Raw genomic sequence first — 21,961 nt, 5'->3', positions numbered from 1 at the left:
CCTGGTCCGGCGGCGGCCCGGCCCAGGCGGCCTGGGGCGGCTCGTTCCGCGTGGCCCCCCCGATCGCCCGGGGCCGCACGTCCGACTCGGGGGCCGACTTGCCTGCGCCGGCCTGGCCGTGCACGACGACGTGGCCGCCGACCACCCGGTCGAGCAGGTCGGCGCGGCCGGTGAAGTTCGCGATGTCCGGCGGCAGCAGCACCGGGGGGCCCGCCGAGACGTGCAGCGACACGTCGTCGTGGAGCATGCGGTGGTAGAGCAGCTGCAGCTCGGGGTCGGGCTCGATCGCGTGGCCGCCGTCGAGCTGGTCGCGCAGCACCGCGTACGCGGCCAGCGCGTCGACCCGGCGGCCGCTGCGGTAGAGGGCCAGCATGTACTGGCCGCGGAAGCGCTGCCACAGCGGGTGCTGCTTGGTCAGCCGTTTCAGCTCGGCCAGCAGCTCGCGGTGGCGGCCGGCGTCGAGGTCGGCCTGGACGCGGCGCTCCAGGGCGAGCAGCCGCAGCTCCTCCAGCTCCTCGCGCAGGCGCCGGGTCTCCTCCCACCGCTCGCCGTCGGGGTCGAGGTCCTCCAGGGCGGGGCCGCGCCACAGCGACAGCGCCTCCTCGTACGAGCCGCGGTCGACCAGCAGCCGGAACCGGTCGACGTCCAGCTGGTGGGCGCCGATCGCCAGCACGTACGAGCCGGACACGGTCGTGATCACGTCCTTGCCCAGGAGCTGGCGGAGCTGGCCCACGTACCCGCGGACGAGGGAGTCGGAGCGGTCGCCGCCCTCGCGTGGCCACAGCAGCCGGCGCAGCCGTTCCACGGTCAGCGGGCGGCCCGCGTTCAGCAGGAACATCGCCAGCAGGTCCCGGTGCTTCGGGGTCGTGGGGGTGCGATCCCGGCCGCCGTCGCGGACGTCGAGCGGCCCCATGATGCGGAATTCCACGCGGCCTTCCTTTTCGGAGGAGATGTCGATCAGAATGGCACATCTGATGGCTCCCCTGATTTCGTCCGACCCTCACCGCTTGGGCCGTTACTGGCTGGCCGCACGGCTGGGCGCGGGCGGCCAGGGCGTGGTCTACGAGGCGTACGGCGAGGCCGGGGAGCGCGTCGCGGTCAAGGTGCCCAGGTCCGACAGCGCGGAGTCGCGGTCCAGGCTGGCCAAGGAGGCGGCGGCGGCCCAGCGGGTGGCCTCGTTCTGCACGGCCAGGGTGATCGAGGCGCAGGTGGACGACGCGCCGCTGTACATCGTCAGCGAGTACGTCCCGGGGCCGAGCCTGCGGGAGGTGGCCGCGGAGGCGGGGGCGTACGAGGGGGACGCGCTGCGCCGCCTGGCGATCGGCGTCGCGACCGCGCTGACGGCCATCCACCGGGCCGGGATCGTCCACCGCGACCTCAAGCCGGACAACATCATCCTGGGCCCGGACGGCCCGCGCGTGATCGACTTCGGCGTGGCCAGGGAGGTGGGGCCGACCACGACCGGGCCGATCATGGGCACGCCGGGCTACATGGCGCCCGAGGTGCTCACCGGGCGCGCCGCCACCGAGGCAGCCGACGTGTGGGCGTGGGGGATGGTGGTGCTGTTCGCGGCGCGGGGGCGCGACGCGGTCGAGGCCGGCGAGCCGATGGCGGTCGTGGGCCGGGTGCTGGAGTTCGAGGCGGACGTCGCCGGGCTGCCGGAGGAGCTGGCCCCGCTGGTGTCGGCGGCCACCGCCCGTGATCCCGCCGCCCGTCCCGCCGCCGGGGACCTGCTGCTCCGCCTGCTGGGCGAGGGCGCCCGCCGGGACGCCGGGGACCCCCTGGCCCGTGGCGGGATCGTGGCGGGGGAGCTGAGGGGGCAGGCCGGGCCCGATCTGGGGGCGATCGCCGAGGAGCTCTACGGCGAGCTGAGCGAGGACGAGCGGACGGCCGTGCCCGAGGTCTTCCTGCGGCTGCTCGACGACGACGGCCTGCGTCCCGTGGAGCGCGAGGAGCTGCCCGAGGCCAAGGCGGTCGACTCGATGCTCGCCGTGTTCGTCTCGGCGGGCATCCTGGCGCCGGGCGGTGACGCGTACGAGCTGGTCGCCCCCGGCCTGGTGCAGGCGTGGCCGCGGCTGCGCGACTGGGTGGCGGGCAACCGCGAGGGGCTGCCCGTGCACCGCCGCCTGGCCGAGGCCGCCGCCGAATGGGACGCCCACGGCCGCAAGCCCGCCGACCTGCTCCAGGGCACCAACCTGGACCGCACGCTGCAGTGGGCCGCCACCGAACGCAAGGACCTCACCCTGGCCGGACGCGAGCGCGACTTCCTGGACGCCGCCGCCGGGCAGGCCCGCAGGCGCACCCGGCGGCGCGGCCTGCTCGCGGCCGTGCTGGCGGTGCTGCTGGTGGTGGCGCTGGGCGGGCTCGGCGCGGCGGAGTACCTGCGCAGGGAGTCGGCCCGGCAACGGGACGAGGCGCTGGCCAGGGAGCTGGCGCTGCGCGCCGCCGGGCTGCGCGAGCTGGAGCCCGCGCTGGCCGGCCTGCTCTCCGTGGCGGCCTGGCGGCTGGCCCCGGCGCTGGTCGAGACGGCGGGCGCGCTGTACGACGCGGGCTCCCAGCACGTCACCGACGTCTTTGTGGCGCCGTACGTGGACGCGGGGAGCGTGCAGGGGCTCAGCACGGACGGTCACGTCCTGGCCTCCGTGACGGACGGCACCGCCCGCGTCTGGGACGTCCCGACCGGCCGGAAGCTGCACGAGCTGGCCGGACTCGGCGCGGGCGTGCGGAGCGTCGCCGTGAGCCTCGACGGCCGCCTGCTGGCCGCCCTGGACGACAAGGGCGTGCGGCTGTGGGACGCCGTCACCGGCAGCCGCCTCGGCGGCCGGTTCGCGAGCAGGGCGAGCGGGTTCGGGGCGCTGGAGTTCGACCGCACCGGCCGCCGGCTCGCGGTGCCGTACGGCTCCGACGGCGAGCAGTGGTGGGACGTCGCCACCCGTAAGCCCCTCACCGCCCCCGGCGGCGCGATACTCAACGGCGTCAGCCCCGACGGCCGCTACGGCTTCGTCGCCGACAGCGAGGACCGGTCCGAGGTGTGGGACCTGAGGCGCCGCCGGCGGCTGCACCTGCCGACGCTGCCCGGCACCGGCACCACCGTCGAGGCCAGGTTCAGCGACGACGGCCGCGCCCTCGTGGTCGTCGAGGACGTGCCCCGCCACGACAAACCCAAGGTCCGCCTGTACGAGCTGCCCTCCGGCACCACGGAGTACGAGCTCGAAGGCGCGAACGGCCAGGCCGCGGACCTGGTCTTCGACGGCCGGTACGTGGCCACGTGGGGGCCGGCGGACCTGCTCGTCCTGCGGCCGCGCGACAGCCTGGTGACCGCTCTGCTGCTCCCGGTGCCCGACGGCGTCACGCAGGTCCGCTTCGACCTGGCGGGCAAGGCCGTGCGCCTGCTGAACGAGGCGGGCGGCGTCTCCACCGTCGATGTCTCCACGCTGTTCGATCCCCGGCTCGGCGATGAGCTGCCCGACCTGCGGATGAGCCCGGACGGCCGAATTCTGGCCGTCAAGCGGGACGACCGGCTCGAACTGCTCGACCCGGCGACCCGCCGCCGTCTGGCCGGCCCGATCGCCTGGAAGGGCGACGGCTCGGCGATGGCCTTCAGCGCGGACGGCACGCGGCTGGCCTACGGCGACGGCGCCCGCGTCCGCGTGCTCGACGTCGCGAGCGGGCGGGAGACGCAGGCGTTCGGGCTGGCCGGGAAGGGGGCGGAGAAGGCCGACGCGCTCGCCTTCGACCCCGGCGGCCGGACCCTGGCCGTGCTGCCGTCCAGGTTCGAGGGGCAGCTGCCGCTGGAGCTGCACGACCTCACGAGTTCGCGGGCGCGGACCACGAACGTGACGGGCGCCGGGCCGATGAGCTTCGCGCCGGACGGTTCGCGGCTGCTCATGGGAGGCCCTGAGGTGCGGCTCTACGATCCGGCGGGCGGGACCGCGCTGCCGTTGGGGGCCGAGGCCCGGCGGGTCGGCGGCGCCTTCGCCTACAGCCCGGACGGCCGCCAGGTGGCCTTCTCGCATCCTGACCGGATCACGCTGTGGGACCGGGACCTGCGGACCATGCTCGGCGCCTTCCCCAGCGTGCCGGGCGCGGAGCAGTTCGCGCTGCCGGTCTGGTCGCCCGACGGACGGCTGATCGCCACATACGAGAAGGGCCCGCTGATCCGCCTGTGGGACGTGGCCTCGCGGCGGTACGTCGGGGTCGTGTTCGACGCGATGGCCGAGTCGACCGGCGACAACGTCTGGCTCGGCTTCTCGGCCGACGGCACCAAGCTGTACACCCTGGACGACGACGGCGCCTTCCGTACGCACGACCTCGACCGGCGGCATGTGGCCGCGACCGTGTGCGCCCGCGCCGGCCGCGCGCTCACGGCGGCGGAGTGGCGGGCGTACCTGCCGGGGGTCGAGCCGTTCGACGTGTGCCGCTAGGACGCCCAGGCGACGACCTGGAACCAGACCGCCTTGCCGGGCGGCACGGGGTTCCAGCCCCAGTCGTGGGACAGGCTGTGCACGATGGCCAGCCCCCGCCCCCGGCAGGCCAGCGGGTCGGCCTGGCCCATCCGGGGAAGGGTGGCGCACGAGTCGCGGACCTCCACGGTCAGCAGCCGGCCCTCCCGGGCCACCACGACCCGGACGGGGTCCGCCGAGCGGGCGTGGGTGAGCGCGTTGGTGACCAGCTCCGAGACGAGAAGCTGGGCGATCTCGACGGCGGCCTCCGCCGCTTCGTGATCCTTGGCGACGTCGCGGACGAACCGCCGCACGGAGGAGACGCAGCCGGGGTGCCGGGGCATCCGCCGTTCGCCGAGGACCGTGTCCGGCAGGGGCCGCCGGTCGGCGAGCGTCACGGCGGGACTTTCGGATTTCATGTGGCCAGCGTGACGCCATATGACTACGGTCGGTAGTGATCTGATTGCAAGGAGTGGACTTTGAAGTCCGTGCCGTTGGCGTTGAACCCGGGCGAGGGGAGGGCAGGGTGGCCGACTTCTACGCGCCTCAGGCGATATGGGGCAGAGAGTTGCGGCACTACCGGAAGGCGGCGGGCCTGACACAGGGGCAGCTCGCCGAGCGCATCCATTTCAGCGAGGGCCTGATCAGCGGCGTCGAGACCGGTCAGCTCCCGGCCAGCCCCGAGTTCGCCGAGGCCTGTGACAAGGCCCTCGGCACCGGCGGAGCCCTGCGCCGCCTGCTCGACTGGCGCAAGGGTCAGATCTTCCCCTCCTGGTTCGGCAAGTGGCACGAGAAGGAGCAGGCGGCGCTCACCCTGCGCACCTACGAGCCGCTCCTGGTGCCCGGCCTCCTGCAGACCGAGCAGTACGCCCGCGCCCTGCTGCGCGGCAACGAGGCCGCGGTGGCCGCGCGCATGGAGAGGCAGGCGATCCTTGCCCGCGACGACCCTCCGTCGCTGCGCTGCGTCATCGACGAGGCGGTGCTGTTCCGGCCCATCGGCGGGCCGGAGCTGATGAAGGGTCAACTGCGGCGGCTGCTCGACGCGGTCACCCCGCGGCTCAGCATCCAGGTCCTCCCGCACGGGCTGCACTCCGGCTTGACGGGTGGCTTCGTGATCGCGACCCTGGACGGAGGCTCCGAGGTGTTGTACGCGGAAACCGCGGTGCGCGGCATCACGACGAGCGATCATGAGGACGTCTCGGCGGCCGTGGAGCGGTTCGAGGCCATCCGTACCGAGGCGTTGCCCTTGAGCATGTCCCTTGAAACGATAAAGAAAGCCATGGTGGAACGATGGACCTGAGCTGTGTCCAGTGGCAGAAGTCCAGTTTTTCCGGCGACAACGGCGGCAACTGCGTCGAGATCGCCGAGCTCAAGAACGTTCCTGGCGGCCCTGCGCACAAGGGCGGGCAGGCTGAGCTGGTCGTCGTGCGTGACTCCAAGGACCCCGACGGGCCCAAGCTGTTCTTCACGCCCGCCGAGTGGGACGCGTTCGTGGCGGGCGTGAAGGCGAGCGAGTTCGACCGCGCCTGACGGCGAGGTCACGGTGGGGTTCAGCAGGTGGCGGGGCCGGCGTCCCGCTGGACCTCTATGGAGGGCGTCTCGCCCACGTGCGGCGGCATCGCGGACGCGGACATCAGCGGATCGCCCGGGGTGCCGCCGACCTTCTCCAGGAAGTCGGCCCACTCGGTCGGCACGGTGAGCGCGGTGATCGCGTACCACTCCCCGGCCATCGCGGGGTCGCCGCCTTCGAGCGAGACGGGCACGTCCCACTGGCCGGAGGCCCGCACGGGGTCGACGCGGTAGAAGCGGGTGTGTCTGGTGCGCGGCGTGCCGGTCGTCCGGCGTACGCCGATCAGCAGGGTCGTGCCCTCGGGCAGCGTGGCGGTGCCTCTCACCAGCGGGCAGGGCGAGGCGGTGGCCCCGGGGCCGGTGACGGGCGCGGTGATGACGAGCCGGGGCGTCTCCCGCTCGCTCTGCGCCTGGCTGTACTTCACCACGACGCCGGGCAGGCCCACCAGCGTCGTGGCCATGCCGACAATGGCGGTGGCCCACTTCCTTCTGACGCTCCATACGCGTGGAGCGGGCCCGGCGCCATGGCCGAGCTTTCGATTCTTGGCCATTTGCGGTATTTCCCCCGATCGTGCGCCGCGAGATGGATACGCGGAAACGCGACGTATCCGATTTTTTCCGGATAAACGTCGAATTGGAGTCTTTTGCTCAACGGGGTGGAAGGGTGTCAGTATGCACCCGATTTCGGGTGATGCCGTTTCCCCTGCTCATACCCTTGATCGTCCGCGTAACCCCCGGCCGAGGGTGTTTTTGAGATCAACTTGACGGTCGTTCTCAAAGCGCGAATCAGCGGCTATTGGCCCAAATGCGCGCCGATTGCACGATCTCCTCAAGGTTGTCGCTGTGCGCGCCCTGCCAGTAGACCTGTCCGCAGTCGCCGCACCGGCCGTAGGCGTCGTAGCCGCGCCGGGTGCCGGCCTCCAGCAGCGGCCCGACCTCCTCCTTCGTCACCGGCACGAGCACGCCGTTGCAGGCCGTGCAGCGCGTCCACGGAGCCAGCGGCGGCTCGAAGCGTTCGAGCACGTCGCGGAGCTGGTCGGCGGGGCGCGAGCCGCGGACGTAGGCGCCCAGCCACAGCGCGCGGCGGCGCAGCAGGCCGCGGTCCTGGGTGAGCAGCACCCGCCGCTCCTCGTTGGCCTGGACCACCAGCGCCGGGTCGTCCATGTCGTTGTGGTACGCCGTGTCCACGCCGAGCAGGCGCAACCGCCGGGACAGCGTGCCGAGGTGCACGTCGAGCAGGAACCGCGGCCCAGCGGGCAGCGGCTGCGGCCGGGGCACCGGGTGCACCTCGACCGTCTCGCCCGGCGCGAGCAGGTGGGACGGGGCCACGCCGCGGCCGTCCGACAGCATCGGCCCCGCCTCGGTCAGCGGGATGCCGAGCGACTCCACGTGATGGCCGAGCGTCGAGGTGCCGTCGGTGGTCACCCGCTGCCACTCCCCCCGGCGGCTCACGGGCACGAACATCCTCAGCTCGACGGCGATGCGCAGGCGTGCGTCCCGTTCGGTCACACTGTCCATTCTGCGCGACCGGATACCGTGACATCATGCCCATGTCCCGCCGAGCCTTCCTCGGGCTCGCCGCACTCGCGGCCGGCTGCTCCACGGCCGGCCCCGCCGAGCTGCGGCTGGTCACCGGGCTGGCGGGCGGCCCGTACGGCGCGCTCGGGCAGCGGCTGGCGGGCGAGCTGCGGCACGACGGGCTGACCGTGCGGGTGGTGGAGACCGCGGCCAGCGTCCAGAACCTCACCATGATGGCCGGCGGCCGGGCCGACGTCGGGTTCGCGCTGGCCGACAGCGCCGACGACGCGGTCAGAGTGCGCCACCAGCCGGTCTCCGCGCTGGCCCGGATGTACATGAACTACGTGCATCTGGTCGTCCGCGAGGGCGCGCGCATCACCGGCGTCGGCGACCTGGCGGGGCGTCCGGTGTCGATCGGGGTCGAGGGGTCGGGCACGGCGGTGACCGCGACGCGCGTGTTGTCGGCCGCCGGGCTGCGCACGCCGCCGCAGATCACCAGGCTCGGCCTCGACGCCTCCGTCACCGAGCTGCGCGGCGGCCGCATCGAGGCGTTCTTCTGGTCGGGCGGCGTGCCGACGCCCGCGCTCGCCGCGCTCGACGACATCGCGCTGGTGCCGCTGGAGTCGCTGGTGCCGGTGCTGCGCCGCCGCTACGGTCCGGTCTACGAGCACGCCGCCGTGCCGGCCGGCGCGTACGGGCTGGCCAGGCAGGTGCCGACCGTGGGCACGCCGAGCTACCTGATGTGCCGTACGACGCTCCCCGACGACCTGGCCTTCACCGTCACCGAGACGCTCTTCCGCGCCCGCGACCGCCTCCAGGCCCCCTCCGCTCCCGGCGGCCGCCTCGACAGGCGTTACGCCATCGGCACCGGCGTCGTGCCGCTGCACCCGGGCGCGGCCCGCTACTACCGCTCGGTCTACGGCTGAGCCAGGACCAGCTCGACCACCAGCCCGTGCGGCACGGCGGGCAGCAGCCGCAGGGTGGCCCCGCACGCCTTGGCCAGCTCGGCCGCGATGGCCAGGCCGAGCCCGCTGCCCGGGACGTTCGCGTGCGCCCCCGACCGCCAGAACCGCCCCAGCGCCTCGGCCCGCTCCGCCGCGCCCAGCCCCGGCCCGTCGTCGGCCACGCGCAGCGTCCCGCCGTCGAGCGTGACCGTCACCGTGCCCCCCTCGGGGACGAACTTCTGGGCGTTGTCCAGGGCGATGTCGGCGATCCTGGCCGCCGCCTCCGGCACCACCGCGCCCGCGGGGACGTCGGCCACCAGGCACACGCCCTTGGCCGCGTAGACCTCGCGCCACACCGCCAGCCGCTCGCCGAGCCCGGCCTCCTTGCCCGCCAGGCCCGCGCCCGCCTCGACCTTGGCCAGCGCCAGCAGGTCCTCCACCAGCAACGCCAGCCGGTCGAGCTCGGACATCGCCTCGGCGTACTCGGCCGTGCCCTCCTCGCGCAGGTGCGGCTCCAGGTTCTCCAGCCGCAGCCCGAGCACGGTGAGCGGGGTGCGCAGCTCGTGCGAGGCGTCGGCCACGAAGGCCCGCTGCCGTTCCATCGCCGCCGAGACCGCGTCGGCCATCGCGTTGAAGCGCTCCTCCAGCCGCCGCAGCTCCGACGGGCCCGCCCCGGGATGCGCCCGCGCGTCGAGCTGGCCCTGCGCGATGGCCCGCGTGGTGCGGTCGAGCTCGGTCACCGGCCGCAGGATCCAGCGGGCCAGCCGCCGGGCCGCCAGCGCCGACCAGGCCAGCGCGACCAGCGCCCCCGCCGCCAGCGCGCCCCAGACCAGCGACACGTCCAGCCGGGCCTGCCCGGTCGGGGCCTCCAGCAGCACCACGCCGGACACCTGCGCGTCACGCCCGGCGGGCTCGGCCAGCAGCACCGTGGCCGGGCCGAACGGGCTGACCGTGGGCAGGTCCTCGGTCGTGCGGCCGGACAGCGCGAGCCGGGTCGCCTCCCGGTCGTCGGCCTCGAACCGGCCGGCCGAGACCAGGATCGAGCCGTCGCGGTCGCGCACCCGGACGGCCGCGCCGTACAGGTCGGCGTAGCGGGACACCTCGGTGATCAGGCCCGTGCGGTCGTCGTCGCGGGCCGCGGCGTCGGCCAGCTCGGCGAAGCGGGTGGCGTCGGCGCGCCGGTCGAGCAGCAGGCGGTTGGTCCGGTGGGAGGCGTAGGCCAGGCCGAGCGGCACCGCCAGCGCCGCGATCAGGAAGACGATCAGCGTGGTGAACGTGACCACCAGCCGCGCGTTCATCCCGCCGGGCCCAGCCGGTAGCCGGTGCCGCGCAACGTCTCCACCAGCCCGGGACGCCCGGTCTTGGACCGCAGCCCCGCCACGTGCACGTCGAGCGACCGGGACGCCGACAGCAGCGGATCGCCCCAGACCTCGTCGAGGATCTCCTCCCGGCTGCGCACCACGCCCGGCTCGCGGGCCAGCAGCGCCAGCACGTCGAACTCGCGCCTGGTCAGCGCCACCGGCTGCCCCGCCACCGTGACCTGCCTGCACTCCAGGTCGATGCGCACGTCGCCGACGCACACCACGTGGTCGCGCGCCGGCATCGGACGCGTGCCGCGCCGCAGCACCGCCTCCATGCGGGCCATCAGCTCGACCGTGCGGAACGGCTTGACCAGGTAGTCGTCGGCCCCCGAGCGCAGGCCGCGCAGCACCTCGCGCTCCTGCGTGCGCGCGGTGACCACGATGAGCGGCACCGCCGAGACGCGGCGCAGCCGGCGCAGCACGTCGAGCCCGTCCATGTCGGGCAGGCCCAGGTCGAGCAGGACGAAGTCGACGCCCCCCGCCAGGCGGAGGGCGTCGACGGCCAGGCCGGCGCGGGTGACCGAATGGCCGTGCCGGGCCAGCGCGGTGGTGAGCGCGGAGGCGAGACGATCGTCGTCCTCGACCAGGAGAACCCGCATGGTGCCAGGTTAGACGCGGGCGGTGACCGGATCCGACGGCTCGGCGCCCTCGCTGCGGGACAGCGCCGCGTCGCGGGTCTCGCGCATGGTCAGGTAGACGACCAGGGAGACGGCGGCGCAGGCGGAGACGTACCAGTAGAAGCCGGACTCGATGCCCTTGTCCTTGAACCACAGGGCGACGTACTCGGCGGTGCCGCCGAACAGCGCGTTCGCGATCGCGTACGGCAGCGCCACCCCCAGCGCGCGCACGTGCGTCGGGAACAGCTCGGCCTTCACCACCGCGTTGATCGAGGTGTAGCCGGTCACGATCACCAGGCCGGCGAGCGACAGGACGAGCGCGCCCCCGAAGCCGCTGGCCCCGCCCAGCGCGGTCATCAGCGGCACCGTTCCCAGCATCGACCCGATCCCGAACGTGATCAGCAGCGGCCGGCGCCCGATGCGGTCCGACAGCGCACCGGCCAGCGGCTGCAGGCACATGAAGATGAACAACGCGCAGAAGCTGACCAGCGTGGCCGTCTCCTTCGGCAGGCCCGCGGTGTTCGACAGGTACTTGGTGAGGTACGTCGTGTAGGTGTAGTACGCGACCGTGCCGCCCATGGTCAAGGCGATGACCAGCAGCGCCTCCTTCTTGTGCGCCAGGAGCTGCCTGATGGTGCCCTTGTCCCGGCGCTCCTCTTCCTCCTCGCCGTACGCCTCGGTCTCCAGCAGGCTGCGGCGCAGGTAGAACACGACGGCGGCGGCCACGGCCCCGACCACGAACGGCACACGCCAGCCGTAGGAGTTCAGGGCCTCCTTCGACATCGTGTTCTGCAGGACGATCTGCAGGCCGAGGCCGACGAGCTGGCCGGCGGTCATGGAGACGTACTGGAAGCTGGAGGCGAAGCCGCGCCGGCCGCGCGGGGTGGCCTCGGTCAGGTACGTGGCGCTGGCGGCGTACTCGCCGCCCACCGACAGGCCCTGGAGCAGCCGCGCGACCACCAGGACCAGCGCACCGGCGTAACCGACCGACTCGTACGTCGGGGCGATGGCGATCAGCAGCGCGCTGGCCGACATCAGCGTGACGGTGAGCGTGAGCGCCGCCTTGCGGCCCCGGCGGTCGGCGTAGCGGCCGAGCAGCCAGCCGCCGAGCGGGCGCATGAAGAAGCCGACGGCGAAGATGGCCGCGGTGTTGAGCAGCTTGGCCGTGTCGTCCCCATCAGGGAAGAACGAAGCGGCGAAGTACACGGCGAAGCTGCTGTAGACGAACCAGTCGTACCACTCGACCAGATTGCCGACGGAGCCGCCGATCACTGCCTTCCACGGCACGCGCGCTTTGTTCATGTAGGACCTCCTGGGGGGAGTGGATGCAGGCCAGAGCCTCTCCCCAGAAGGTTGTTCGGACAAGGTGCGGCGGCTCAGATCTAACGTGCGCTTAACATCGGGTTTTCCTCAGCGCAACGGGGGCCGGGCGTTCTTCGCGCGTTCGAGCGCCAGATCGGCCCACCACTCGCCGCTCGCCGGCGCCACCACGCCGCGTTCGGGGTCCTTGTCGCCGTTCGTGCCGCGCCGGCACCGTCCGCCGGAGCTGCCGGCCCGGGTGATCCACAGGTAGGCGTCCGCCAGCTCCTCGCCCGTGTCGGTCGTGGGCCGCTCGCCGACGCCCCGGCCCGGGGGGTTGCACCAGGTCTGCGGGTCTTTGTACTTCTTCGTCGGCGACCACGAGCCCTGGCCGTTCCTGGCCGTGTCCACCACGAAGTGCGGCAGGTCGCCGCCGGGGTCGGCGTCCTTCGGGCAGGTGGCGCCGCCCGTCCTGCGCATGACGGCGATGCAGGCCGACAGCGACTTGCCGTACTCGACGGCCTTGGGGGTGGGCTGGAAGGAGGCGGTGTTGACGAAGAACCCGTCGGCCCGGTCGATCCCGGCGCCGATCAGGCGCTGGGCCATGACCTCGGTGCCGGGGTAGAGGTCCTGGCTGCCGTCGAGGTAGACGGCCGTGCCGGGGTGCCCGGTCTTGAGCGATTGCACGGCCTCGCGCAGGTCCCGGTAGCGCTGCTCGGCCGTGCCGGCCAGTGTGCAGTCCTTGGTGCCGGGGAGGTTGACCAGGCTGGACGGCTCCAGGATGATCACCGCCTTGCGGTCGCCGATCTGCCGGGCGACGCCCTTGACCCACTGCTGGTAGACCTGCATCTCGCCCGCGCCGACGGCGGCGCAGTCGCCGCCGCCCGGCATGTAGTTGACCAGGAAGACGGGCACGCCGCCCGCCTCCTGCGCGGCGGTCACGGCGGTCTCGACCGTGGCCCTGACCTCGGGCTGGTTCAGGCGGATGGCGTGCGGGACGGCGGCCAGCCGGTCCATGAGCGCGGCGTCGGCCGGACGGTCCTCGCGCCACACGGCGGCCTGGCGGGCGGCGGCCTTCTCCTTCTCGGACCAGAAGGTGACGCCATTCTCGCGCAGCGGGTTGCGGGGGGCGGCGGTGGAGGCCGGTTCTGTGCCGGTGGCCGTGTGGGTGCTCGCGGGGGTGTCGTCGTGGGGCCACAGCAGGGCCGTGGTGACGCCGGCGGCCGCCACCACGACCGCCGCGGCCGCGGCCAGCAGCCTCGTCCGCCGCTTCCCCGCCGTCGTCGCGTCCGTCCCTTCGAGAGGAGAAGGGGGGACGGTGGCCGGCGTCCCGGCGGCGGGAGGAGAAGGGGGGACGGTGGCCGGCGTCCCGGCGGCGGGTGGTGAAGGGGGGAGGGTGGGCGGCGTCCCGGCGGCGGGTGGTGAAGGGGGGAGGGTGGGCGGCGTCCCGGCGGCGGGAGGTGAAGGGGGGACGGTGGGCGGCGTCCCGGCGGCGGGGGAGGGGGGTGGGGTGGGGAGGGCGGCGGAGGGGGTGGCGGTGCTGAGGGCGTCCATCAGGTCCTGGGCCGTGGGGCGGGCGGCCGGGCTCTTGGCCAGCGACGCGGTCACCAGGTCGAGCAGCGGCCCCGACAACCCCCGCAGCTCGGGAGCCTCGTTGACGATGCGTAACAGGACCGTCGGCACCGACCCCGACCCGAACGGCGGCAGCCCCCCGGCGGCGAAGGCGACCGTGCAGCCCCACGAGAAGATGTCCGAGGCCGGCCCGACCCGCGACCCCGCCACCTGCTCGGGCGACATGTACGACGGCGTCCCCACGATCGCGCTGCTCATCTCCGACTCCGCCAGCCGCGCGATGCCGAAGTCGATGACCTTGGGCCCCACCTGGGACAGCAGCACGTTCGACGGCTTGAGGTCACGGTGCACGATCCCGGCCCCGTGGATGGCCCGCAACGCCATCGCCATGGCCGCGGCCAGCCCGTCGAGCGCGGAGCCCTTCAGCGGCCCGGAGTCGCGCACCGCGTCGTCCAGGCTGGGCCCCTCGACGTACTCGGTGACCAGGTAGGCCACGTCCGCGTGCACGTCGGCGTCGAGCACCGGGGCGGTGCAGAAGCGGGCGACCCGCCGGGCCGCGGCCACCTCGCGAGCGAACCTGCGCCGGAAGTCGGGGTCGGCGTCCATCCTGGCGTGGATGAGCTTGACCGCCACCCGGGTGCCGCCGGGCTCCTCGCCCAGATAGACGACGCCCATGCCGCCCTCGCCCAGCCGGCCCAGGAGGGCGTAGCGCCCCACCTGCCGCGGATCCGCGTCCCTCAACGCCTCCAACGTCATGACGTGTCAGGTTAGCCGGGGAAAGGTCAGACCGTCAGCCGCCACTCGTCCCACTCGTCGAGCAGCTCGAACCCCATGGCCTCGTTGATGGCCAGCATGTGGGCGTTGGACGTGGCGTTCCAGGTGATGATCCGCTCCAGGTGGGGCTCGCGCTCGCGCAGCCACAGCAGGTTGGACAGTTTCAGCAGCAGGCCCAGCCGATGGCCGCGGTGCTCGCGCAGGACGGTGGTGTCGGCCTGGTGGCCCCAGCCGTCGGAGCGGTCGGCGGTGAGGTAGATCCGCGTGTAGCCGGCGGGCGCGCCGTCGGACTCGCGCCTGGCGATCATCGTGTAACAGGTCTCGCCGCCGAGCGTGACGCGCTCCTCACGCAGGCGCAGGCGGTCGAGGTTGAAGGTCATGTCCTCGACGTCGGCGTCGCGCGGGGCGTCGTTCATGCCGCTCATCAGCGTGGCGAGGTCGGCCAGCAGCTCAGGGCCGGCCGGGCCGGCGAACCGCTCGACGCGGTAGCCGGGCACCTCGGGCAGCATGCCGCGCAGCGCGGCCCAGTCGGCCGTGCGCAGGTCGAGCGTGCGGCGGGCCTCCCGGAGCGCGACCGTCATCCCGTGGGCGCGGGCGAAGCGGGCGCCGACGCCGGTGGTGGGCGTCTCGGTGAGCAGCAGGGTGCGGCCGTGGGCGCGCATCCGGCCGAGGGCGTGCTCGAACAGCTCGCTCCCGAGGCCGCGGCCGCGCAGCTCGGGCCGGACCACGAGCGGGAACAGCCAGCCCATGTGCCGGTTGTCGGACTGGGGCAGCGCCAGGCTGTAGCCGCCGGCGACCTTGCCGCCGTCGGTCAGGACCCAGGACTCGACCCGGTCACCGGGCGGGCCCAGGAGGGCGATGACGGACAGGCGGGTGAGCGACAACTTGGGGCCGGGCTCGTGCGCGTGGGCGGCCAGGTAGGCGTCGTGCAGGCCCGTCATCAGCTCGCCCGGCCGGTCGGAGTCGATTGGCTGGATGTGCATCCGTCCAGCCAATCGCATCGGCGCCGCCTCCGGCCAGCCGTTTTACCGCCGGTGGGCCCTACTGCCGGTAGTTCTCCACCTCGCCGGCCGGGCGGACGGCCGCGCCGTCGGGGTCCTCGCCCGCGCCGCGCCTGGCCCGGCGCTGCCGGAGCAGGTCCCAGCACTGGTCGAGCGCCACCTCCAGCTGCTTGACCCGCGCGTGCTCCTCGTCGGAGGTGACCTCGCCCGCCGACAGTTTGCCGCGCAGCTCGTGCTCCTCGGCGACCAGAGCGCTGATCCTGGTGAGAATCTCGTCGTCCCGCATGCCCAAGACTCTAACGACTGCGTGATAGAACACGCCCTATGTCTGGTATCGCGCTGGTAAGGAAGCCCGGACCCCGGATCGCCGAGGGCATCGTCACGCACATCGAGCGCGAGCCCGTGGACCACGAACGCGCACGTCACCAGCACGACGCCTACGTAGCGGCGCTGGCCGCGACCGGATGGCGGCCGGTCTACGCCGAGGACGCCGACCACCTGCCCGACGCGCCCTTCGTGGAGGACGCCGTGGTGGTGTCGGGGCGGCTGGCCGTGCTCACCCGGCCGGGCGCGCCGGAGCGGCGTCCGGAGGTGGAGTCCGTGGAGCGGGCCGTACGGGAGCTCGGCCTGAAGGCGGTCCGGATCGCCCGCCCCGGCACCCTGGACGGCGGCGACGTGCTCCAGGTCGGCCCCACCGTGTACGTCGGCAGGTCGGCCCGCACCGACGACGAGGGCGTCAGCCAGCTCGCCGCCCTGCTGCCCGAGCGGCGGGTCGTGCCCGTGGGCCTGCGCGGCGTGCTGCACCTGAAGTCGGCGGTGACCGCCCTGCCCGACGGGACGCTCATCGGCGATCCCGGTCGCGTCGAGCTGCCCGGCCTGCTCGAACCGCCGGAGGAGCCGGGCGCGCACGTGGTGCCGCTGGGCGGCGACCGGGTGCTGCTGGCCGCCTCCGCCCCGAGGACCGCGGCGATGCTGGAGCGGCGTGGGCTCGTCGTGACGAGGGTGGACATCTCGGAGTTCGAGCGGCTGGAGGGCTGCGTCACCTGCCTGAGCGTGCTCATCCCCGACTAGCGGCGGCGCGCGCCGGAATTTCGCGGCCCTGACCTGGTGTTTCACCATCGGTGGACCGATCGGCTCTCATGATGTGAGATCAAGGGCAGCGAATCCCGAGACGTCTGGTAGCGTGCTTGGCATGCTGCGCGGGCTGCTTCTTAGCTGCCGCGGCGAGGGCCTGTAAGGCCGGCTCCCTCGTCGCGGAGCCAGTCATGCGCGTCGGCCGCTTTCGACTCGACCGACGAGGAGCAGCAGACATGAACGCCCAGCAGCCCAGTCCCATGCCGGCCCATCGTTATCAGCCGTTCGAACCCATCCGGCTGACCGATCGCACCTGGCCCGACCAGGTCATCACCAAGGCGCCCCGGTGGTGCGCGGTCGACCTGCGCGACGGCAACCAGGCCCTGATCGACCCGATGGACTCCCACCGCAAGCTCCAGATGTTCGAGCTGCTGGTACGCATGGGCTACAAGGAGATCGAGGTGGGCTTCCCGGCCGCCTCCCAGACCGACTTCGACTTCGTCCGGCAGATCATCGACGAGGGCCGCATCCCCGACGACGTCGTCATCCAGGTGCTGACCCAGGCCAGGCCCGAGCTGATCGAGCGCACCTTCGAGGCGATCGAGGGCGCCAAGCAGGCCATCGTCCACCTGTACAACTCGACCTCCACCCTCCAGCGCCGCGTCGTGTTCGGCCAGGACAAGGAGGGCATCACCGCCATCGCCGTCGAGGGCGCCAAGCTGGTCAGGAAGCTGGCCGAGGCCACCGACGTCGACGTCTTCTACCAGTACTCGCCCGAGTCGTTCACCGGCACCGAGCTGGAGTACGCCGTCGAGGTGTGCGACGCCGTCAACGAGGTGTGGCAGCCCACCCCCGACCGCAAGGTCATCATCAACCTGCCCGCCACGGTCGAGATGGCCACGCCCAACGTCTACGCCGACCAGATCGAGTGGATGCACCGCAACCTGCGGCACCGCGACTCGATCGTGCTGTCGCTGCACCCGCACAACGACCGGGGCAGCGCCGTGGCCGCCGCCGAGCTGGGCTACATGGCCGGCGCCGACCGCATCGAGGGCTGCCTGTTCGGCAACGGCGAGCGCACCGGCAACGTGTGCCTGGTCACCCTGGGCATGAACCTGTTCTCGCAGGGCGTCGACCCCGAGATCGACTTCAGTGACATCGACGAGATCCGCCGCGTCACCGAGTACTGCAACCAGCTGCCCGTGCACCCGCGCCACCCGTGGGGCGGCGAGCTGGTCTACACCGCCTTCTCCGGCTCCCACCAGGACGCCATCAAGAAGGGCTTCGAGCACCTGGAGCGCGACGCCGCGGCGGCCGGCACGCCGGTGGCCGAGTTCACCTGGGCGGTGCCCTACCTGCCGATCGACCCCAAGGACATCGGCCGCACCTACGAGGCCGTCATCCGGGTCAACAGCCAGTCGGGCAAGGGCGGCGTGGCCTACATCATGAAGGCCGACCACCAGCTCGACCTGCCGCGCCGGCTGCAGATCGAGTTCTCCAAGGTCGTGCAGGCCCGCACCGACGAAGGCGGCGGCGAGATCAGCCCCACCGCCATGTACGAGATCTTCCGCGACGAATACCTGCCCAACCCCGCCAACCGCTGGGGCCGGCTGAGCCTCATGGCCCACCGCCACGAGTCGACCGTCGACGACAAAGACCGCATCGGCGCCGACGTGCGTCTCGACGGTGAGATCCGGGAGATCGCGGGCGTGGGCAACGGCCCGATCTCGGCCTTCATCGACGCCATCGCCGGCGTCGGCATCAAGGTGCGCGTCCTCGACTACGTCGAGCACGCGATGAGCGCCGGCACCGACGCCAAGGCCGCCTCCTACCTGGAGTGCGAGGTCGACGGGCAGGTGCTGTGGGGCGTGGGCATCGACGCCAACACCACCACGGCCTCGCTCAAGGCCATCATCTCGGCGGTCAACCGCGCCACGCGCTGACGTTCTCGCGCAAGGGGCAGGAGTGCACGTTCACTCCTGCCCCTTTCGCCGTGCCGGGACGTTCCGGTCACGCGGCGAGGCCGAGCGCCGCGGCGGCCAGCCGCAGTGCGTGGTCGAAGGCCGCCCGCCTGCTGTCGATCGTGTTGTTGAACTGGCCGAACACCTCGAAGTTGACCCAGCCGTAGAGCGTCGACCAGGACGCCATCGCCCGCCAGACCACGTCGTCCGGCACGCCGGGCATCAGGGCGCGGATGTTCTCGGCGTCCGCGGCCACCTCGGCGGGCGGCTCGGGGGCGGCCGGCGGGTGCAGCCCGCCCGCGTTCCAGGCGTCGGTGACGATCGCGCCGAGCACGGTGACGTCGCGCAGCCGGGCCGCGACGGTGTCCTGCGGCGCCTGGTAGCCGGGCACGGGGGAGCCGTAGAGCAGGGCGTACTCGTGGGGGTGGGCCACCGCCCAGCCGCGGACGGCATGGCCGGCGGCCAGCCAGCGGCCGAGGTGGGCCGTGCGCGGGCAGGCGGCCTCGGCCTGCTCGACGGCCTGGCCCAGCGCGTTGTAGCCGTCGATGATCAGGGCGGTCAGCAGGTCGTCGCGGCTCGGGAAGTAGCGGTAGATGGCCGAGGAGACCATGCCCATCTCCCGCGCGACGGCCCGCAGCGACAGGCCGCCCGCGCCGTCGGTGGCCAGTTGGCGGCGGGCGATGTCGGTGATCTCCCTGGTGAGCTCGGCTCTCACGCGCTCTCGCGCGGTACGGCTGGCTGTCATGCACAGCAGGTTACCAGAGCACTGGCAAAAAACGAGAGCACCGCTCTTGACGAGTGCCGCTCTCTTGAGAGAGCATTGCTCTCGTAAGCGAACAGCGCACACCCCCTCAGGAGATCCCCATGCTCGCCCTCGCCAAGAACGCCAACGCCGCCCTGATGTTCTTCCTGGAGCTCGGCGTGCTGGGCGCGGTGGCCTACTGGGGCTTCACGCTCAGCCCCAACTGGGTGATCAAACTCCTGGCGGGGCTGGGCGGCCCGGCGCTGTTCATCGCCGTGTGGGCGCTGTTCGGCGCGGGAGGCGGCGCGAACGCCACGATCCCGCTCACCGGGCTGGCCCGCGTCGCGCTGGAGATCGTCTGGTTCGGCGGCGGCGCGCTCGCGCTCTACGCCGCCGGCCGGGTCACCCCGGCGATCGTCTTCGCCGCCGTCTTCGTCGTCAACGCGCTGCTGCGCGTCATCTGGAAGCAGGTCTGATCATGGGTAAGCACGTCGTCGTGGGGTCCGGCCAGGTCGGCACGCACCTGGCCGCCAAGCTCGCCGCGCAGGGGCACGAGGTCGTCGTCGTGACCCGGTCGGGCCGCGGGCCGGAGGGCACGGTCAGGGTGGCCGCCGACGTGGCCGACCAGGCCCGGCTGTCCGAGCTGGCCAAGGGGGCCGACGTCCTGTACAACTGCGTCAACCCGGCCTACCACCGGTGGCTGACCGACTGGCCGCCGATGGCCGCCTCGTTCCTGGCCGCCGCGGAGTCGAGCGGCGCCGTCCTGGCCATCCTGGGCAACCTCTACCCGTACGGGCCCGTCTCCGGCCCGATGACCGAGGACCTGCCGCTGGCCTCCACCACCCCCAAGGCCCGGGTGCGGGCCAAGATCTGGCACGACGCGCTGGCCGCCCACCGCGAAGGGCGGATCAGGGTGACCGAGGTGCGCGGCTCGGACTTCTTCGGCCCCGGCGCCACCGACCAGTCCCACCTGGGCACCCGCTTCATCCCCCCGCTCAGGGCCGGCCGGACGATCCGGCTCGTCTTCCCCGCCGACGTCCCGCACAGCTGGACCTACCTGCCGGACGTGGCCGACGCCCTGATCGTCGCCGGCGCCGACGAGCGGGCGTGGGGCCGTCCCTGGCACGTGCCCACCAACGACCCGATGACCTTCCGCGAGGTCGGCGCCCGGATGGCCGCCCTGCTGGACCTGCCGGCGCCCACGATGACCACGCTGCCGTGGCCGCTGCTGCGGGTGTCCGGGCTGTTCTCGCCCATGATCGGCGAGCTGCGGCACGTGCGCTACCAGTTCACCGCGCCCTACGTGCTCGACTCCTCGGCGTTTCAGCAGGTCTTCGGCGTCGCGCCTACGCCGGTGGAGGCCGCGCTGAAGGCTACGCTCGACGGATGAAGATAGCCATGATCGGCCTGGGCGACATCGCGGAGAAGGCGTACCTGCCCGTGCTCGCCGCCCAGTCCCTCGACCTCCACCTGTGCACCCGCAACACCGCGCGGCTCGACCGGCTCGGTGACGCCTACCGCGTCGCCGACCGGTCCACCAGTGTCGACGAGGTGATCAAGGCGGGGGTCGACGCCGCGTTCGTGCACGCCGCGACCGAGGCGCACCCGGAGATCGTCGAGCCGCTGCTCAGCGCCGGGATCCACGTCTACGTCGACAAGCCGATCGCCTACAGCCTGGCCGAGTCCGAGCGTCTGGTGCGCCTGGCCGAGTCCGAGGGCAGGTCGCTGATGGTCGGCTTCAACCGCCGTCACGCCCCCGGCTACGCGGGGCTCATGGCCCTTCCCCGTCATCTCGTGCTGCTGGAGAAGAACCGCGACAACTACCCCGACGCGCCCCGGCGGGCCATCTTCGAGGACTTCATCCACGTCGTGGACACGCTCAGGTTCCTCGCCCCCGGCCCGGTCACCGAGACCAGGATCCGCACCCGCGTCCGCCGCGACCTGCTCGAACACATCGTCCTTGAGCTGTCGGGCGCCGGGTTCACCGCGATCGGCGTCATGAACCGGGTCAGCGGCGCGGCCGAGGAGACCTGCGAGGTCATGGGCGACGGCATCAAACGGCGGGTGGTCAACCTCGGCGACGTCCTCGACTACGAGGGCGGCGAGACGCTCACCAGGCGGCCCGACTGGGTGCCGGTCGCCCGGCAGCGCGGCATCGAGCAGATCTGCCAGGAGTTCCTGCTCGCGGTCCGCGAGGGCCGGGTGATCAGCGCCGAGGACGCCCTGATCACCCATGCCATCTGCGAAGAGGCCGTCAGCCTGGCTTCCTGACCCGCATCGACTCGTCGGCCCTGGCGAACATGCGGTCGAACGTCGTCCCGCCCAGCCGGGCGAGCACCGTGTAGCCGTCGGTGTCGCTCAGCGGGCTGGAGGAGGAGACCACGCCCGCCACCGAGTCGCCGTACAGCACCGGGCCGCCGCTCCCTCCGGCGGCGGCATGGCAGTTGCGGGTGACCATCAGCCCCGGGCCCACCGTCGAGCCCTCGACCGCGTCGCCCAGGCAGCGGTACATCTGCGTGCCCGGGTAGCGCTTGCCCGCCGGGTAGCCGAGCAGTTCGAGCCCGCGCAGCCCGGCGCCGCGGCTCGTGCGCAGGGGCGGCAGGCCCTGGCCGACCACGTCCTCCAGCGGGCGTTTGCCCTTGACGACCCCGACCAGGCCGACGTCGTACGGCAGCACGTCGGGGGAGTCGGGGTTCGCCCGCCAGCGGTCCGGCGCCCACGTGCGCACCGCGGACCAGACGCCGTGCCGCGGGTTGCCCCTGTCGAACCCGGGCATGAAGACCAGCCGCTTGAGCGGCCGTCCGTCGTGGTAGAGGCAGTGCGCGGCCGTCAGCACCAGGCTGCGGCTGCGCGAGCCGATGATCGCGCCGCCGCACCACACGTCGGTGCGGGTGACGGGGTCATGGCCGAGCAGCACCCCGGTCAGCCGCCGCGCCCCCGTGTAGGGGCGCGGGACCGGCGCGTAGCCCAGGCGGTCGCCGTCCGGGGTCAGCACCTGGGGGACGGGGACGCTGCGCTGCGCGACATCGGTGACGCCAGCCGGATCGAGCAGGACCAGAGACAGTACCAACCTGAGCACTTTCCCAC

Annotated in this window: 21 protein-coding genes; 9 read left to right on the top strand and 12 right to left on the bottom strand. The window is 73.0% G+C overall.

All coding sequences use genetic code 11. The features are described 5' to 3' along the window. The coding region (locus ACWEJ6_RS08545; RefSeq protein ID WP_452422414.1) for an AfsR/SARP family transcriptional regulator at window positions 1-928 on the bottom strand (928 nt) is incomplete at its 3' end. 79 nt (window positions 929-1,007) lie between these two features. Here ACWEJ6_RS08545 and ACWEJ6_RS08540 point away from each other — a divergent pair. Next, window positions 1,008-4,424, top strand: a complete 3,417-nt coding sequence (locus tag ACWEJ6_RS08540; protein WP_452422412.1) for a protein kinase domain-containing protein — start codon at window positions 1,008-1,010, stop codon at window positions 4,422-4,424. Here ACWEJ6_RS08540 and ACWEJ6_RS08535 read toward each other — a convergent pair. Then, window positions 4,421-4,861, bottom strand: a complete 441-nt coding sequence (locus ACWEJ6_RS08535) for an ATP-binding protein (protein ID WP_452422410.1) — start codon at window positions 4,859-4,861, stop codon at window positions 4,421-4,423. The two genes, ACWEJ6_RS08540 and ACWEJ6_RS08535, sit on opposite strands and share 4 nt — an antisense overlap. Before the next feature lie 107 nt (window positions 4,862-4,968). On the opposite strand from ACWEJ6_RS08535, the gene ACWEJ6_RS08530 reads away from it, so the two are divergent. Beyond that, window positions 4,969-5,742, top strand: a complete 774-nt coding sequence (locus tag ACWEJ6_RS08530; protein WP_352352480.1) for a helix-turn-helix domain-containing protein — start codon at window positions 4,969-4,971, stop codon at window positions 5,740-5,742. Further along, on the top strand, window positions 5,733-5,972 hold the full coding sequence (locus tag ACWEJ6_RS08525) for a DUF397 domain-containing protein (protein WP_352352481.1): 240 nt from the start codon (window positions 5,733-5,735) through the stop codon (window positions 5,970-5,972). The genes ACWEJ6_RS08530 and ACWEJ6_RS08525 overlap by 10 nt, the downstream gene beginning before the upstream one ends. 20 nt (window positions 5,973-5,992) lie before the next feature. Here the strand turns inward: ACWEJ6_RS08525 and ACWEJ6_RS08520 are convergent, their stop codons facing one another. After that, on the bottom strand, window positions 5,993-6,472 hold the full coding sequence (locus ACWEJ6_RS08520) for a hypothetical protein (protein WP_358292051.1): 480 nt from the start codon (window positions 6,470-6,472) through the stop codon (window positions 5,993-5,995). Window positions 6,473-6,797: 325 nt separating this feature from the next. Next, entirely contained in the window at window positions 6,798-7,529 is a 732-nt protein-coding gene (locus tag ACWEJ6_RS08515; protein WP_452422407.1) for a Mut7-C RNAse domain-containing protein, read from the bottom strand. Window positions 7,530-7,555: 26 nt separating this feature from the next. On the opposite strand from ACWEJ6_RS08515, the gene ACWEJ6_RS08510 reads away from it, so the two are divergent. Then, entirely contained in the window at window positions 7,556-8,455 is a 900-nt protein-coding gene (locus ACWEJ6_RS08510; protein WP_387672505.1) for a TAXI family TRAP transporter solute-binding subunit, read from the top strand. Here ACWEJ6_RS08510 and ACWEJ6_RS08505 read toward each other — a convergent pair. The 6 genes from ACWEJ6_RS08505 to ACWEJ6_RS08480 form a co-directional block, all read right to left on the bottom strand. Next, on the bottom strand, window positions 8,446-9,771 hold the full coding sequence (locus tag ACWEJ6_RS08505; protein ID WP_452422405.1) for an ATP-binding protein: 1,326 nt from the start codon (window positions 9,769-9,771) through the stop codon (window positions 8,446-8,448). The genes ACWEJ6_RS08510 and ACWEJ6_RS08505 overlap by 10 nt on opposite strands. Then, window positions 9,768-10,433 (bottom strand): response regulator transcription factor, encoded by a 666-nt coding sequence (locus ACWEJ6_RS08500; RefSeq protein WP_364339606.1) that lies wholly within the window; start codon window positions 10,431-10,433, stop codon window positions 9,768-9,770. The genes ACWEJ6_RS08505 and ACWEJ6_RS08500 overlap by 4 nt, the downstream gene beginning before the upstream one ends. A 9-nt stretch (window positions 10,434-10,442) precedes the next feature. Beyond that, window positions 10,443-11,753: an MFS transporter gene (locus ACWEJ6_RS08495; protein WP_387672514.1), complete on the bottom strand. Its 1,311-nt coding sequence runs from the start codon at window positions 11,751-11,753 to the stop codon at window positions 10,443-10,445. A 108-nt stretch (window positions 11,754-11,861) separates the two neighbouring features. Next, window positions 11,862-14,078 (bottom strand): glycoside hydrolase family 6 protein, encoded by a 2,217-nt coding sequence (locus ACWEJ6_RS08490; RefSeq protein ID WP_452422402.1) that lies wholly within the window; start codon window positions 14,076-14,078, stop codon window positions 11,862-11,864. Between the two features lie 26 nt (window positions 14,079-14,104). Next, complete coding sequence (locus ACWEJ6_RS08485; protein WP_452422400.1) at window positions 14,105-15,079, bottom strand: GNAT family N-acetyltransferase; 975 nt, start codon at window positions 15,077-15,079, stop codon at window positions 14,105-14,107. Window positions 15,080-15,137: 58 nt separating this feature from the next. Next, window positions 15,138-15,383: a DUF2630 family protein gene (locus ACWEJ6_RS08480; protein ID WP_387672525.1), complete on the bottom strand. Its 246-nt coding sequence runs from the start codon at window positions 15,381-15,383 to the stop codon at window positions 15,138-15,140. Between the two features lie 38 nt (window positions 15,384-15,421). On the opposite strand from ACWEJ6_RS08480, the gene ddaH reads away from it, so the two are divergent. After that, window positions 15,422-16,168, top strand: a complete 747-nt coding sequence (ddaH, locus tag ACWEJ6_RS08475; protein WP_452422398.1) for a dimethylargininase — start codon at window positions 15,422-15,424, stop codon at window positions 16,166-16,168. Window positions 16,169-16,407: 239 nt separating this feature from the next. Next, window positions 16,408-18,114, top strand: coding sequence for a 2-isopropylmalate synthase (gene leuA, locus ACWEJ6_RS08470; RefSeq protein WP_387672531.1), 1,707 nt, complete (start codon window positions 16,408-16,410; stop codon window positions 18,112-18,114). A gap of 67 nt (window positions 18,115-18,181) precedes the next feature. Here the strand turns inward: leuA and ACWEJ6_RS08465 are convergent, their stop codons facing one another. Next, complete coding sequence (locus ACWEJ6_RS08465; RefSeq protein WP_452422396.1) at window positions 18,182-18,877, bottom strand: TetR/AcrR family transcriptional regulator; 696 nt, start codon at window positions 18,875-18,877, stop codon at window positions 18,182-18,184. A gap of 119 nt (window positions 18,878-18,996) precedes the next feature. Here ACWEJ6_RS08465 and ACWEJ6_RS08460 point away from each other — a divergent pair, with 119 nt between their 5' ends. The 3 genes from ACWEJ6_RS08460 to ACWEJ6_RS08450 are packed head-to-tail and all read left to right on the top strand — an operon-like array spanning window position 18,997 to window position 21,145. Further along, complete coding sequence (locus ACWEJ6_RS08460; protein ID WP_352327992.1) at window positions 18,997-19,350, top strand: YrdB family protein; 354 nt, start codon at window positions 18,997-18,999, stop codon at window positions 19,348-19,350. 2 nt (window positions 19,351-19,352) lie between these two features. After that, entirely contained in the window at window positions 19,353-20,264 is a 912-nt protein-coding gene (locus tag ACWEJ6_RS08455; protein WP_397160622.1) for an NAD-dependent epimerase/dehydratase family protein, read from the top strand. Beyond that, a complete protein-coding gene (locus ACWEJ6_RS08450) occupies window positions 20,261-21,145 on the top strand; it encodes a Gfo/Idh/MocA family protein (RefSeq protein WP_358292079.1) in 885 nt (294 codons plus the stop codon). The genes ACWEJ6_RS08455 and ACWEJ6_RS08450 overlap by 4 nt, the downstream gene beginning before the upstream one ends. Here the strand turns inward: ACWEJ6_RS08450 and ACWEJ6_RS08445 are convergent. Next, a complete protein-coding gene (locus ACWEJ6_RS08445; RefSeq protein WP_364339585.1) occupies window positions 21,129-21,953 on the bottom strand; it encodes a trypsin-like serine peptidase in 825 nt (274 codons plus the stop codon). The two genes, ACWEJ6_RS08450 and ACWEJ6_RS08445, sit on opposite strands and share 17 nt — an antisense overlap. Window positions 21,954-21,961 lie beyond the last annotated feature (8 nt).

This window comes from Nonomuraea sp. NPDC004702, assembly GCF_053601695.1.
Note: the sequence above shows the minus strand (reverse complement) of the source record. Positions and strands in the feature narration are given on the sequence as shown.